This window comes from Teichococcus vastitatis (assembly GCF_003604215.1).
Lineage (GTDB): Bacteria > Pseudomonadota > Alphaproteobacteria > Acetobacterales > Acetobacteraceae > Pseudoroseomonas > Pseudoroseomonas vastitatis.
The window spans coordinates 101672-114301 of the sequence record NZ_QXGS01000003.1; the positions used below are offsets into that span (position 1 = coordinate 101672).

Sequence of the window (12630 nt, forward strand, 5' to 3'; positions counted from 1 at the left end):
CCGCGATGTATGATTTCGCGTATCACAAGCCATCCAGCGTCGCGGATGCGGTGAAGCTGATGGCCGCCGATCCTGAGGCGCGTCCGGTGTCCGGCGGCATGACGCTGCTGCCGGCGCTGAAGCACCGGCTCAACAAGCCGACCGCGCTGATCGACCTGTCCGGCATCGCCGAACTGCGCGGGGTGCGGCGCGAAGGCGATGCCATCGTGATCGGCGGCATGACCACGCATTACGAGGTAGCGACTCACCCGCAGATCCTGGCCGCCATTCCGGCCCTGGCGCGGATGGCCGCCACCATCGGTGATACGCAGGTGCGCAACCGCGGCACCATCGGCGGCAGCCTCGCCAACAACGACCCCGCGGCGGATTATCCGGCGGCTGCGCTGGCCCTTCGCGCCACCATCCTGACCGACCGCCGGCGCATCCCTGCCGACGAGTTCTTCCTGGGCATGTTCACTACGGCCCTGGAAGCCGACGAGCTGGTCACCGGCATCTCCTTCCCGATCCCGGAGAAGGCGGGCTATGCCAAGCTGCGCAACCCGGCCAGCCGTTATTCCATGACGGGGGTGTTCGTGGCCAAGGGGCCGCAGGGCGTCGGTGTCGGCGTCAATGGAGCGGCGCCCTGTGCCTTCCGCCAGAACGAGATGGAGGCTGCGCTGAGCGCGAGCTGGTCGGCGGATGCGGTGGCGGCGATCAAGCAGCCCCCAGATGATCTGAACAGCGACATCCATGGCAGCGCCGCGTACCGCGCCAATCTGGTCACGGTGATGGCCAAGCGTGCCGTCGCGGATGCCGGCTGAGACACGGCCGAATCGATGAATCCCTCTGCCCGGTTGCTGCGATTGGGCTAGCAATCAGGGCAGAGGGGTGCGAGGATGAAACATGCCGGCCCTGCATCCCGTCGGGCCGTGTAAACTTTACAGGTTTGAGACGCAGTGTTTCCGGATAGTGATTCGCAGGGCGGCAATGAGCCGATCGAGGCCGAGGTCAAGTGGTACAACGGCCGCAAGGGTTTCGGTTTCGTGCTCGGCCCTGATGGCCAGGATGTGTTCTTTCACGCCTCGGCCCTGACTGAAGCCGGGATCGAGCCGCCCGAGACCGGCGACAAGCTGGTTTGCGAGATCGGCACGGACCGGCAGGGCCGCCGCCTCGTGACCCGGATTCATGAGCGCAAGCTCGGCCCGGGAGCGCCCGCCGGTGGTGACCGTCCGCGCCGCGAGTTCGGCGGTGGCGGCTTCGGTGATCGTCCGCCTCGCCGCGACTTCGGCGACCGTCCCCCGCGTCGGGATTTCGGTGACCGCGGCGGCTTCGGTGCCGGCGGTGGCGGCGGCTTCGGCGATCGTCCGCCGCGTCGCGATTTCGGTGGTGGCGGCTTCGGTGGCGGTGGTGGCGGCTTCGGTGATCGTCCTCCGCGCCGTGATTTCGGTGGCGCCGGTGCCGGTGGCGGCTTCGGAGCTCCGCGGTCGTTTGGCGATCGTCCGCCGCGCCGCGAGTTCGGCGGCCGCGACGAAGGTGGCCCGACCTATGCGGTCGGTGGCACCGTCAAGTGGTTCGATCAGGTGCGCGGCTTCGGCTTCGTGACCCCCGATGATGGCGGGCAGGACGTGTTCCTGCACTCCTCCGTGCTGCAACGCGCCGGCAAGCAGGACGTTCAGCAGGGCGAGAAGCTGAGCTTGGAAGTGCGTGATGGCCAACGCGGCCGCCAGGCGGTTGTTCTGAAGGGCGAGTAACGCCGTTCCGGTCAGATCTGGCTGACCAGCGATGCGCCCCGGTGCCGAAAGGTGGCCGGGGCGCTTGCTTTTTAGCGGGATGTTCATTCCTTCCCCGCACACTGCTCCCTGAGGCCGGGCGGCAATCCCGGCGAGAAGGGAAAGAATTCCATGGCAATCGAGTTCGCGTCCGGGACCTCGTCCGTCGGGCCTTCACCTTCGGTGATCGCCGGCCTGACCGAGGCCGTGCTGCAGTGCAGCCGGTTGCGGGAGGCCACGGTGCTGACGGAACTGGCCGCCAGGATGCTGAACGAGGCCATCGAGCGGCTGGAGGAACGGGACGCACTGCCCCTGAACAGCCATCCCGACCGCTCCCGGCATGCTATGGCCGAGGCCCTGGGACTGTGGCGCGCGGCCTGGACGCTGTGTTCGACGCATCTGGCCGACCGTGCCGGCATGTTGGGCGCGCTGCAGACCATCGATCAGGCTGGGGCTTCCCTGGCGGGTGGGGAAGCCGGAAGCATTCCGCGGCTGGCCGTCGCCGCCAGTGCCCTGCGCCGCTTTGGGCAGGGACTGCGCACGCAGCTGGATCGCGCTGCCGAGGCCGTGGAGCGCCTGGGCCATCCGGCCGGCATCCTGCCGGACCCGGACCTGACACATGAGGCGGCGCGCCTGCGGGCGCTTCAACGCGGGCAAAACTGTGAGGGGCGGGTTCCGGGCTCCGCCTTGCTCTTGCCGGATGAGGCCATGACGCAGGAAAGCTGCGAGGTGGAGCCTCCACGGAATTGGCCGGTGCCGACGCGGAACACCCCACCCATGGCGGTGACCTGGCGCTGATCCAGCGGCTGCGGAAAGGCGTTTCGCGGATCTGCCTTGGCCGCTACGCTCCAGCATCGATGTCCTGGGAGTCCTTGCGGATGCGCCGATCGCTGATCGCGCTGGCCTGCGCCAGCCTGCTCTTACCCCTCGCTGCCACGGCCCAGGATCGCTGGCCCGATCGCCCGATCACCCTGATGGGCGGCTTCCCGAACGGTTCGGGCGTCGACATCTACGCGCGCAAATTGGCCGAGCCGCTGTCCAGGGCCCTGGGCGTTCCCGTGGTGGTGGATAACCGCTCCGGCGCCGGCGGCAACATCGCCAGCGATTTCGTCGCCAAGGCGCGGCCTGATGGCTACACGCTGCTATTTGGCACGGCCGGGACCCACGCGATCAACGCCACGTTGTATCGCAACCTGCCATTCGATCCCGTGAAGGATTCGACGCCCGTCACGCATCTCGGCGATGTTCCGAACGTGCTGACGGTCAGCGCAGAGCGGCGCCCACACTTCACCAGCTGTGCCGCTGTGGTCGAGGCCGCCAAGGCGGCGCCGGGCAAGCTGAACTATGCCTCCACGGGCAACGGCGCCTCCACTCATCTGGCCGGGGCGCAGTTCATCCAGGTGGCGGGGCTCGACATGGTGCATGTTCCGTTCCGCGGACAACCGGGCGCGCAGACCGCCCTTCTGGCCGGTGACGTGGATCTGTTCTTCAATCAGTCCGGGCCCGCGATCGGCTACATCCAACAGGGACAGGTGAAGGGGCTGGCCGTGACCACCGCGCAGCGCCTGCCGGCCCTGCCGGACATTCCCACCGTCGCGGAAGCCTGCGGCCTCGTGGGCTTCGACAGCTCCACCTGGTACGGCATCTTTGCACCGCCCGGCCTTCCGGCCGCGATCCAGGAACGGTTGAACAGCGAGATCCAGCGCATCATCACCGCGCCGGATTTCCGCCAATGGCTGATCCAGACCCAGGGCATCACCCCGAGCACGCTGACCACCTCGGCCGAGTTCCGCGCGCTGCAGATCCGCGACATCGAGCGCTGGGCCGAGGTGGTGCGGAAATCCGGCGCCCAGGTCGACTGAGCGCCGGCAGTCACGCGCGGCTCAGCCGCGGCCGACAAACGGCATCTTGGTCGCCATGACCGTCATGAACTGCACATTGGCGTCCAGGGGAAGCGACGCCATGTGCAGCACCGCTTCGCCGACATGCCGCACATCCATGCGCGGCTCCACCATGGTGGAGCCGTTGGCCTGCGGCACGCCGCCCTTCATGCGCTCCGTCATGTCGGTGGCGGCGTTGCCGATGTCGATCTGGCCGCAACAGATGTCCCATTTCCGTCCATCCAGGCTGATCGACTTGGTCAGCCCGGTGATCGCGTGCTTGGTGGCGGTGTAGGGGGCGGAGCCGGGGCGCGGCGCATGCGCGCTGATCGAGCCGTTGTTGATGATGCGCCCGCCCTGCGGCGCCTGCCGCTTCATCAGCCGATAGGCCTGCTGCGCACACAGGAAGGCGCCGTTCAGGTTGGCGGCGACAACCCCGTACCAATCCTCCAGGGTGATCTCGTCGAAATCCACCGACGGGCTGCCGCGCCCGGCATTGTTGAACAGCAGGTCGCAGCGGCCCCATTTCTGTTCCACCGCGGCAAACAACGCCGCCACCGATTCGGCGTCGCCCACATCGGTCGGCACCGGCAGGCAACGGGAGCCGGCCTCGCCGGCCGCCGTCACCGTCGCCTCCAGCGCATCGGCGCGGCGACCGGCCAGCGCCACCTGCCACCCGGCACCCAGCAGAGCCAGGGCAGCGGCGCGGCCCACGCCGCTGCCTGCGCCCGTCACCACCGCGATCTTGCTCATGAACCGTGCTCCTCCGTGTCTTGGGGCGACAGGGTGCGTCGCGGTGCGCTACAGCGCAAGCGCCGGTCCCTGCAGGACCGATGGAGGAGCCGAATGCCGCCTTCAATCCGCTTCGCCCTGGTTCTTCTCGGACTGGCGGCGCTGCTGCCGCAGACGCCGCGCGCCCAGTCCGCACCGCAGAACCTGCGCCCGCTGCGCGACGTCAGCATCACTTATGAGGTCCAATCGGATGGCCAGGCGACGCGGCGCGTGCCGCTGGCCTGGCAGGCGGCGACGCAGCGCGTCCGCGCCGAACCCGAGGGACTGCCCGGCTGGGTGCTGCTCGACCTGCCGCAGAGCCGGGCGCAGATGGTGCTGGAAGGGCAGGGAATGGTTGTGCAGGTGCCGGCCGGGGAATTATCGGCGCTGCTCGGGGGCATTCCGCCCGGCACCCGGGTTTCGGCTGCCGGCAGCGCCACGGTGGCGGGGCATCGCTGCGCCAATTGGCGGGTGGTGCGCAGCGATGGCGAAGGCACGGTGTGCCTGACGGCCGATGGCGTGCTGCTGCGCGCGGAAGGCCGGCACCGCGGGCGCAACGGACGCATCGAGGCGAAATCCGTCACCTATGCGGCGCAGGATCCGGCGCGCTTCGTGGTTCCTGCGGGATACACACCGGTGACCCTGCCGCCCGCCCTGCTGCAGGGTTTGCTGCGCTGAGCCAAGCCCCCGATCCCGCCTGTCGCCGCGCGCGCTCAGGCCAGGAAGGCGCGCTCGAACGCGGCCAGACGCGACAACAGGGTCAACGCCGCCGCATAACAATGCGGTGCCTGATGCACGCGGGGAAGGGCATCGGCGGGCACGGTCCGGTCGCTGGTCAGCCGGGCAATGGCGCGGAAGCCGCTGTTGGCCGGGTAGGGGGCCTGGCTGTTCTGCACCAGATCGGTCCAGGCCGGCGCATCCGGTGCGCTGTTCCAGAACCGCAGGGCGGCCTGTGCCGCCGGCTCCAGGTCCCGGCCGGCCCATGTCAGGTAGAGCGGCACCCGCACCGCATCATAGGAGAAGCGCGGCGGCCAGCCCGGCGCGGGGGCCAGGGGTGCCGCCTCGAGCCGGGACACCCGCAGCCAGTCCGGCGGCAGGCCCCACTATTGCCGAACCGGGCCTCCCGCAGCAGCGCCAGGCCATCATCCCGCGCGGCCAACCACCGACCGTCCGGCATCAGCTGCGCCAGGGCGTCGAAGGCCGGGATGACGTAGAAGGACGGGTTCAGCACCACATGGTCCGGGTGTTCGAACCCGGATGCCGCCGGCAGCAGGACGGCGCGGTCATTTACCTCGCGGACGCAAGCCGCATCGAGATCGCGGGCGACCGCCGCAACCAATTCCATCAGCTCCGGCCGTTGCAGCGGCGGGCGGCGCGCAGCAGGGCCCAGGCCAGGAACAGATCGCCATCGGTGGCATCGTTATGATCCTCCACCGCGACGGGACGGTTGGGGCGCCAAGCCCAGGCCAGCAGATCGTCGCCCGGCCGGCGCAATTCCCGCCGCGACCAGCCGAGAATGCGGTTGAAGCTGGCTTCGTCGTCAAACGCTTCGGCCAGCAGCAGGCCCCAGCCCTGTCCCTCCGAGTGAGAGGTGCCGCCATTCGCGGTGTCGATGACGCGGCCATCGCCACTGATGTAGAGGCGTTGGAAGTCGGCCCATTCATCCCGCCCAGGCATGCCGCGAACCGGCGGAAGCTCCGTCTCGCGCGTGGCGCCGGGACGCAGCATCACCATCAATGATCCGAAAGCCAGACCTCCGCATCGCGTGATCCCCCCGGCATTCACGACTCCTGGCACAAGGCCGTTGACCTTCTTGTGCCAGGAACAGTGATACACCTAGAAGGAGATTAAATTTTTCGGCTGTTCGCGTCTTCGGAGTTGTTCCGTTCAAATGGCCCGGGATGGGGAAGGCGGCCGCAGGGCGACCGCGAAGGCCAGCGCCATGGCAGCGGAACACAGCCACCAGATCTGCCAGGAACCGAAGCTGGCGAAAAAGGTCACAAAGGCAGAGGCGAGGGCTCCCGATGCTGCCGCCGGTGCGGCCACTCGTCCCGCGCTCCAACCGAGGGCCAGAAGTGCGAGGCCCGCGAGGATGCCGCCGATCCAGCCCAGCTCAAGCCGAAGCTGCAAGGGGCCGTTATGCGGATGCAGCGGCATCAGTTCCAGGTGCGGCGCGGCGAACCAGGCGCGGATCGCCTCGCTGCGCACACCGAGCCGTTCCAGGCGCTCCGGCTCAGGGCGATCCTTGCCACCGGGCAGCGCGCGCGCCGATTCCATGCCCCAGCCCAGCACTGGACGCTGCGCGGCTCGCTCCAGCCCGAAATCCCAGATCGCCAGCCGGTGGATGGCGGAGAGCGGCAGCCGCTCCACCATCGGTGCCAGGGCCTGCATTGCCGGGCTCAGCAGCAGCGGGGTCAGGATCACCAGAGCGCCGAGCACACCGCCGAGCAGGAACGGCAGCCGCGGCGTCCGCCGCCAGCGCTGCTCAAGAGCCACCGCGGCCGTGGCTGCCAATCCGGCAAGGGCCGCCAGCCGCGCCGTGTCGCCCGGAATGACCAGCAGCAGGCCAAGCCCCGCCAGAAGCAGCGCGGCCCGCCCGGCACGGGGCAGGGCGAGGCCGGCCAGCAGCGGCAGCAGCAGCGCCATCACCGAGGCGGCCGGCTTCAGGCCGAAGGCGAGGGTTGCGGGAACTTCGTCCAGGCCGCGGACCGCGGCGCGCAAGGCGTTCCCCGACAGGTGATCGAGCAAGGCCGCCAGCAAGCCGACGCACAGCCCGGCCAGCAAGGCGAGGCCGACCCGGTGGCGTGCGGGCGCGCCATCCTCCTGGGCGGCGCGCGCGGCAGCACTGGCCAGCAGGACCAGCCCGGCCAAGCTCAGGCCGTTCGACGCCGCACGGCCAGGCTCAATTGCCCACAAGAACGAGAGGCAGCCCCATCCAGCCAGGGCAATGCCGGTCCAGGTCGCGGCACCCGATGGCCAGGGCCAGCGCCCCCTTGCCCGGCGCGCCAGCAGCACCGCCGCCGCCAGGGTCAGCAGGGCCAGCGGCGCCATCGCCTTGGATTGCAGAACCGCCAGCAGTGGCGCCAGCAGCGCCGCCACGCCGAGCGGGACGCAGGGCGCGCCCCAGCCCACCGCGTCGCGCGCCCTGTGGGCGCGCGGAGCCGCCGTGCTCAAACCACGGCCAGTCCTTCGCGCTTCATCTGTGCCGAAAGGTCGTCCAGGGCGTGGCCGAAGCGCTCCACCATCTCCTCAACCTCGGCTGCGGTGATGATCTGCGGCGGCGAAAAGGCGATGCTGTCATTGGGAAGGGCGCGCAGGATCAGGCCGTGATTCTCGGCGATTCCCACGAGGCGCGGCGCGATCTTGCGGGCCGGGTCGAAGTTGCGATGCTCCGCCTTGTCCTCGACCAGCTCGACGGCACCAATCAGACCGACGCCGCGCACTTCGCCGACCAGCGGATGGGCCGCCACGCGCTCGCGCAGCCGCTTCTGCATCACCGCGCCGACCTCGGCGGCATGGGCGACGATGTCCATCTCGTCGTAGATCTTCAGCGTCTCGATGGCGACGGCGGCCGCTACCGGATGCCCGGAATAGGTGTAGCCGTGGCCCCAGGTGCCGATCTGGCTGGACCCTTCCGCCATCGCCTCGTAGACGCGCTCGTTCACCAGCACCGCCGAGATCGGCAGGTAGGAGGAGGAGAGGGCCTTGGCACAGGTCAGGATGTCGGGCTGCATGCCCATGGTCTGGCTGCCCCAGTACTGGCCGGTGCGCCCGAAGCCACAGATCACCTCGTCGGCCACCAGCAGCACGTCGTATTTGCGCAGCACGGCCTGGATCTTCTCGTAGTAGGTGGCCGGGGGAACGATCACGCCGCCGGCGCCCATCACCGGCTCGGCGAAGAAGGCGGCCACGGTGTCGGGACCTTCCGCCACGATCATCTCCTCCAGCTCCGCCGCCAGGCGGGTGGCGAAGGCTTCCTCCGACTCGCCCGGATGGGCGTTGTGGTAATGATGCGGACGCGAGGTGTGCAGGATGCCGGCGATCGGCAGATCGAACAGCTTGTGGTTGGCCGGCAGCCCGGTCAGGCTGGCCGAGGCGATGGTCACGCCGTGATAGCCGCCGATCCGCGAGATCACCTTCTTCTTTTGCGGCCGGCCCAGCGCGTTGTTCATGTACCAGACCATCTTCAGCGCCGTGTCATTCGCCTCCGACCCGGAATTGGCGAAGAACGCCTTGCTCATCGGCACGGGCGCGCGCTCGATCATCATCTCCGCCAGCTCGATCAGCGGCATATGGGAGCGGCCGGTGAAGCTGTGATAGAAGGGCAGCTTGCGCATCTGGTCGGTCGCCGCCTGCACCAGCCGCTCGTTGTTGAACCCGAGCGCTGCGCACCAGAGGCCGGCCACCGTCTCGATATATTCGCGGCCATTGGCATCCGTGACCCGCACACCCTTGCCCCCGGTGATGATCAGCGGGCCCTTCGCGCGGTGCGCCTTGTGCTCGGTGTAGGGGTGCAGCACGTGCGCCACGTCCCGATCGGCGGCCGAGTTGGCGCCGGCGGCGGCGGAGGCGGGAGGGGGAGGGGTCATGGCGGTGGCTCCAGCAGGAACGGGAGATGGCAGACTACGCCCCAGGGTCACGAGCGCAACCTGTTGCAGCGATGGCCTGGGCTTGGCCACGTCGTGCAACCCAGCCTGCCGCCGCTGGTTGAGCCAGCAGGCGACGGCACCCCGGCCGTCGCGCCGATCAAGGAGAACCATGCCATGACGACGCAGCCACGCACGGAAGCGGACCAGGCGGCGCGGCAGGACGGCTCCTCGCGTGAGCCCAGCGACGTGCGGAAGCAGGAGAAGGCCATCGACAAGAGTGTTGAGGACACCTTCCCCGCCAGTGACCCGCCGGCCCAGTCGGAGCCAGGGACCTCGGTAGGGTGGGATGCGCCCGAAGGAGAGGGCAAGGCGAAGCCCTGAGCGCCGGTCCGTCCGGCAAGACCAGGATTGGGCAGCGCCGAAAGGCGGCTGCCCGATTTCCGTTTGGGATGCCCCCAAGGATCGCTGTCATCTTAGCTTCATAAAAGTGAAATAGAAGCGTCGTGCCCATGTCCTAGAACGCCGCCACCGAACCGGTCCTGGCTGCCGCCACCTCAGGCGGCCGCGGGACCCACAAACGGAGAGACATGGTGAGCAATCGGCTTTTGGCCCTGACGGCCGGCATGGCGGTGGCGATCGGCATCACGGCGGCGGCTTCCGCCCAGCAGGCCAGCATCACCGGCGCGGGCGCCAGCTTCCCCGCCCCCCTGTACCAGAAGTGGGGCGAGGCGGCGCGGCAGGCGGCCGGCATCCAGCTCAACTACCAGTCCGTCGGCTCGGGCGCCGGGCAGACCCAGATCCGCAACCGCACCGTGGATTTCGGCGCCAGCGACGCGCCGATGACCGATGAGCAGCTGCAGCAGAACAACCTGCTCCAGTTCCCGAGCACCATGGGCAGCATTGTTCCCATCGTGAACATCCCGGGCGTCGCCGACCACCAGCTGAAGCTGACCGGTGAGCTGATCTCCGACATCTACCTCGGCAAGATCACCAAGTGGAATGACCCGAAGCTTGTCGAGCTGAACCGGGGCGTCGAGCTGCCGAACGTCGCCATCGCGCCGGTGTACCGCGCCGACGGCTCCGGCACGACCTATGTGTGGGTGAGCTACCTGTCCGCCGTGTCGCCGGAATTCAAGCAGAAGGTCGGCATCGGTACCTCGGTGAAGTGGGTTTCCGGTACGGGCGCCCGCGGCAATGAGGGCGTGGCCGGCACGGTGCGCAATGTCCGCGGCGCGATCGGCTATGTCGAGCACGCCTATGCGGCGCAGAACAAGCTGACCACCACGCAGCTGCGCAACAAGGACGGCAATTTCGTCGAGCCGACGACGACGAGCTTCCAGGCCGCCGCCGAGAACGCCGACTGGTCGGCGCCGAACTTCGCCGCCAACCTAGTGGACACGCACGGCGCCACCTCCTGGCCGATCGTGACGCCGACCTTTATCCTGCTGCCGAAGAACCCGCAGGATGCGACCAAGGCGCAGAACGTCATGAAGTTCTTCGACTGGGCGTACAAGGACGGCGACGCCATCGCCACGGAGCTGGAATACATCCCGCTGCCGCCGAAGGTCGAGGATGCGATCCGCGCCGCCTGGGCCGGCATCTCGGCCGACAACAAGCCGCTCTGGCCGGCTCGCTGAGCCAAAGCTGACGCCACGGGCAAGCGGGCGGGCCGAAAGGCGCCGCCCGTTTTGTCCGCCCCGCCAGGATCCCGGGCGGATCAAGGAGTGTGACCTTGCAGCAGGCCGTTTCCCTTTCTGCCGACGCGTCCCGTGGGCCTGAGCCCGGCGGATCCGCAAGCGGTGCCATCCGGCGGGGCAGCAGTTCCGGCGTCCTGGGCGACGCGATCTTCGCCGGCGCGTGCCGTGCCGCGGGCGTGTTCGTCCTGCTGCTGCTCGGCGCCATCATCCTGCAGTTGTTCCTGGGCGGGCTCGATGCCTTCCGCGCCTTCGGTTTGGGCTTCGTCACCGGCACGGATTGGGACCCGGTGCAGGAAGTGTTCGGCGCCGGCGTTTCCATCTACGGCACGGTGGTCACGGCCGTGCTCGCCCTGGTGATCGCGGTGCCCGTCGCCTTCGGCATCGCCTTCTACCTGACCGAGCTGGCGCCCGAATGGCTGCGGCGCCCGGTGGGCACCGCGATCGAACTGCTGGCGGCCGTGCCTTCGATCATCTATGGCATGTGGGGCTTCTTCCTGATCGTGCCATTCATGTCGATGCACCTGCAGCCCTTGATCATCGACACGATCGGCACGCTTCCCGTGATCGGCGAGCTGTTCGCCGGCCCGCCCTTCGGCACAGGCATCCTGACCGCCGCCCTGATCCTGGCGATCATGGTGCTGCCCTTCATCGCCGCCACCATGCGCGACGTCTTCCTGACCGTGCCGCCGGTGTTCAAGGAAAGTGCCTACGGCCTCGGCTGCACCCAGTGGGAGGTGGTGCGCAACGTTGTGCTTCCCTATACGCGGGTATCCGTGGTGGGCGGCATCATGCTGGGCCTCGGCCGCGCGCTGGGCGAGACCATGGCGGTGACCTTCGTGATCGGCAACGCCAACCGCATCTCGACCAGCCTGTTCGGTCCGGGCAACACCATCGCCTCGGTGGTGGCGCTGGAGTTCGGCGAAGCCACGATGGGCAGCCTCAAGCTGTCGGCCCTGCTCGGCCTCGGCTTCATCCTGTTTGTCATTTCATTCATCGTGCTCTCCATCTCGCGCCTGCTGCTGCGCCAGCGGCTGAAGGGCTGACCCGTTTCATGAGCGCGACCACCCTCCATCCCGCCTCCGGCCCGGCCAAGGATCTTCGCGTCGCCGCGGCGCTGGGCCGCCGCCGGCGTGCCACGACCACGGTGATCAAGGTCGCTTGCTACGCGGCCACCGCCATCGGCCTGCTGCTGCTGCTGTCGATCCTCGGCACCCTGGTCTGGAACGGCGGCTCGGCGATCTCCCTGCGCGTCTTCACCGACGTCACCAAGCCGCCCGGTTCCGATGGCGGCCTGCTGAATCCGATCATCGGCAGCCTGATCCAGACCAGCATCGGCACGCTGATCGGCACGCCGATCGGCCTGCTGGTGGGGACCTACCTGGCGGAATACGCCAAGTCATCGCCCCTGGCGAACGCGGTCCGCTTCGTGTCCGACATCCTGCTCTCCGCCCCCTCCATCCTGATCGGCCTGTTCGTGTACCAGTCGCTGGTGGTGCCGATGGGCGGCTTCTCCGGCTGGGCCGGCTGCGCGGCGCTGGCGATCATTGTCATCCCGGTGGTGGTTCGCACCACGGAGGACATGCTGCGTCTGCTGCCCGACACGCTGCGCGAGGCGGTGATTGCTCTTGGCGCGCCGAAATGGAAAATGATCACGCTGGTCTGCTGGCGCGCCGCGGCCTCCGGCATCGTCACCGGCGTGTTGCTGGCGGTGGCGCGGGTGGCGGGCGAGACGGCGCCGCTGCTGTTCACCTCGCTTGGCAACCTCAACTGGTCGCTCAGCCTGGGCGCGCCGATGTCCAGCCTGCCCATCACCATCTATTCCTATGCCGGCTCGCCCTATCCTGACTGGATCGCGCTGGCCTGGGCCGGCGCCCTGATCATCACGCTCGGCGTGCTCGGGCTCAACATCGTCGCGCGCAGCCTGCTGCGCGGCAGGAAGTGAGGT

The 12630-nt window shown here is 68.7% G+C and carries 15 protein-coding genes; 9 read left to right on the plus strand and 6 right to left on the minus strand.

The window, feature by feature from the left end; all coding sequences use genetic code 11:
* The first annotated feature begins 5 nt into the window (after positions 1-5).
* The 4 genes from D2K64_RS06540 (at position 6) to D2K64_RS06555 (ending at position 3610) form a co-directional block, all read left to right on the plus strand.
* Positions 6-800 (plus strand): FAD binding domain-containing protein, encoded by a 795-nt coding sequence (locus tag D2K64_RS06540; RefSeq protein WP_120007432.1) that lies wholly within the window; start codon positions 6-8, stop codon positions 798-800.
* Between the two features lie 222 nt (positions 801-1022).
* Entirely contained in the window at positions 1023-1730 is a 708-nt protein-coding gene (locus D2K64_RS26130) for a cold-shock protein (protein ID WP_370764555.1), read from the plus strand.
* A 150-nt stretch (positions 1731-1880) separates the two neighbouring features.
* Positions 1881-2546, plus strand: coding sequence for a hypothetical protein (locus D2K64_RS06550; RefSeq protein ID WP_120007434.1), 666 nt, complete (start codon positions 1881-1883; stop codon positions 2544-2546).
* 80 nt (positions 2547-2626) lie between these two features.
* Positions 2627-3610, plus strand: coding sequence for a Bug family tripartite tricarboxylate transporter substrate binding protein (locus tag D2K64_RS06555; protein ID WP_202910533.1), 984 nt, complete (start codon positions 2627-2629; stop codon positions 3608-3610).
* Between the two features lie 21 nt (positions 3611-3631).
* Here the strand turns inward: D2K64_RS06555 and D2K64_RS06560 are convergent, their stop codons facing one another.
* Complete coding sequence (locus D2K64_RS06560) at positions 3632-4381, minus strand: SDR family oxidoreductase (RefSeq protein WP_120007435.1); 750 nt, start codon at positions 4379-4381, stop codon at positions 3632-3634.
* A 93-nt stretch (positions 4382-4474) separates the two neighbouring features.
* On the opposite strand from D2K64_RS06560, the gene D2K64_RS06565 reads away from it, so the two are divergent.
* Entirely contained in the window at positions 4475-5077 is a 603-nt protein-coding gene (locus D2K64_RS06565) for a hypothetical protein (protein WP_120007436.1), read from the plus strand.
* 35 nt (positions 5078-5112) lie between these two features.
* On the opposite strand, the gene D2K64_RS06570 is transcribed toward D2K64_RS06565, so the two are convergent.
* The 5 genes from D2K64_RS06570 to D2K64_RS06590 form a co-directional block, all read right to left on the minus strand.
* Entirely contained in the window at positions 5113-5475 is a 363-nt protein-coding gene (locus D2K64_RS06570) for a glycosyl hydrolase family 8 (protein WP_157985746.1), read from the minus strand.
* The gene (locus D2K64_RS26135; RefSeq protein WP_120007438.1) at positions 5385-5744 is read right to left on the minus strand and encodes a glycosyl hydrolase family 8; all 360 of its coding nucleotides are present in this window, start codon (positions 5742-5744) and stop codon (positions 5385-5387) included. The genes D2K64_RS06570 and D2K64_RS26135 overlap by 91 nt, the downstream gene beginning before the upstream one ends.
* Positions 5744-6133, minus strand: coding sequence for a glycosyl hydrolase family 8 (locus tag D2K64_RS06580; RefSeq protein ID WP_120007439.1), 390 nt, complete (start codon positions 6131-6133; stop codon positions 5744-5746). The genes D2K64_RS26135 and D2K64_RS06580 overlap by 1 nt, the downstream gene beginning before the upstream one ends.
* A 153-nt stretch (positions 6134-6286) precedes the next feature.
* On the minus strand, positions 6287-7573 hold the full coding sequence (locus D2K64_RS06585) for an O-antigen ligase family protein (RefSeq protein WP_120007440.1): 1287 nt from the start codon (positions 7571-7573) through the stop codon (positions 6287-6289).
* Positions 7570-8988 carry an aspartate aminotransferase family protein gene (locus D2K64_RS06590; protein ID WP_120007441.1) on the minus strand — a complete coding sequence of 473 codons (1419 nt, stop codon included), beginning with the start codon at positions 8986-8988 and terminating at the stop codon, positions 7570-7572. The genes D2K64_RS06585 and D2K64_RS06590 overlap by 4 nt, the downstream gene beginning before the upstream one ends.
* Positions 8989-9162: 174 nt before the next feature.
* Here D2K64_RS06590 and D2K64_RS06595 point away from each other — a divergent pair, with 174 nt between their 5' ends.
* From D2K64_RS06595 to pstA, 4 genes are all read left to right on the plus strand, one after another.
* Positions 9163-9369, plus strand: a complete 207-nt coding sequence (locus D2K64_RS06595) for a hypothetical protein (RefSeq protein ID WP_120007442.1) — start codon at positions 9163-9165, stop codon at positions 9367-9369.
* 206 nt (positions 9370-9575) lie between these two features.
* The gene (pstS, locus tag D2K64_RS06600; RefSeq protein WP_120007443.1) at positions 9576-10625 is read left to right on the plus strand and encodes a phosphate ABC transporter substrate-binding protein PstS; all 1050 of its coding nucleotides are present in this window, start codon (positions 9576-9578) and stop codon (positions 10623-10625) included.
* 95 nt (positions 10626-10720) lie between these two features.
* Complete coding sequence (gene pstC / locus D2K64_RS06605) at positions 10721-11728, plus strand: phosphate ABC transporter permease subunit PstC (RefSeq protein ID WP_370764486.1); 1008 nt, start codon at positions 10721-10723, stop codon at positions 11726-11728.
* Positions 11729-11736: 8 nt separating this feature from the next.
* Positions 11737-12627: a phosphate ABC transporter permease PstA gene (gene pstA / locus D2K64_RS06610; protein WP_120007445.1), complete on the plus strand. Its 891-nt coding sequence runs from the start codon at positions 11737-11739 to the stop codon at positions 12625-12627.
* Positions 12628-12630 lie beyond the last annotated feature (3 nt).

Excerpts from the sequence above, each read along its gene's own strand:
- D2K64_RS06540 (WP_120007432.1), top strand. The coding sequence starts at position 6 with ATGTATGATTTCGCGTATCACAAGCCATCCAGCGTCGCGGATGCGGTG.
- D2K64_RS06550 (WP_120007434.1), top strand. The coding sequence starts at position 1,881 with ATGGCAATCGAGTTCGCGTCCGGGACCTCGTCCGTCGGGCCTTCACCT.
- D2K64_RS06555 (WP_202910533.1), top strand. The coding sequence starts at position 2,627 with ATGCGCCGATCGCTGATCGCGCTGGCCTGCGCCAGCCTGCTCTTACCC.
- D2K64_RS06560 (WP_120007435.1), bottom strand. The coding sequence starts at position 4,381 with ATGAGCAAGATCGCGGTGGTGACGGGCGCAGGCAGCGGCGTGGGCCGC.
- D2K64_RS06565 (WP_120007436.1), top strand. The coding sequence starts at position 4,475 with ATGCCGCCTTCAATCCGCTTCGCCCTGGTTCTTCTCGGACTGGCGGCG.
- D2K64_RS26135 (WP_120007438.1), bottom strand. The coding sequence starts at position 5,744 with ATGGAATTGGTTGCGGCGGTCGCCCGCGATCTCGATGCGGCTTGCGTC.
- D2K64_RS06580 (WP_120007439.1), bottom strand. The coding sequence starts at position 6,133 with ATGGTGATGCTGCGTCCCGGCGCCACGCGCGAGACGGAGCTTCCGCCG.
- D2K64_RS06590 (WP_120007441.1), bottom strand. The coding sequence starts at position 8,988 with ATGACCCCTCCCCCTCCCGCCTCCGCCGCCGCCGGCGCCAACTCGGCC.
- D2K64_RS06595 (WP_120007442.1), top strand. The coding sequence starts at position 9,163 with ATGACGACGCAGCCACGCACGGAAGCGGACCAGGCGGCGCGGCAGGAC.
- pstS (WP_120007443.1), top strand. The coding sequence starts at position 9,576 with ATGGTGAGCAATCGGCTTTTGGCCCTGACGGCCGGCATGGCGGTGGCG.
- pstA (WP_120007445.1), top strand. The coding sequence starts at position 11,737 with ATGAGCGCGACCACCCTCCATCCCGCCTCCGGCCCGGCCAAGGATCTT.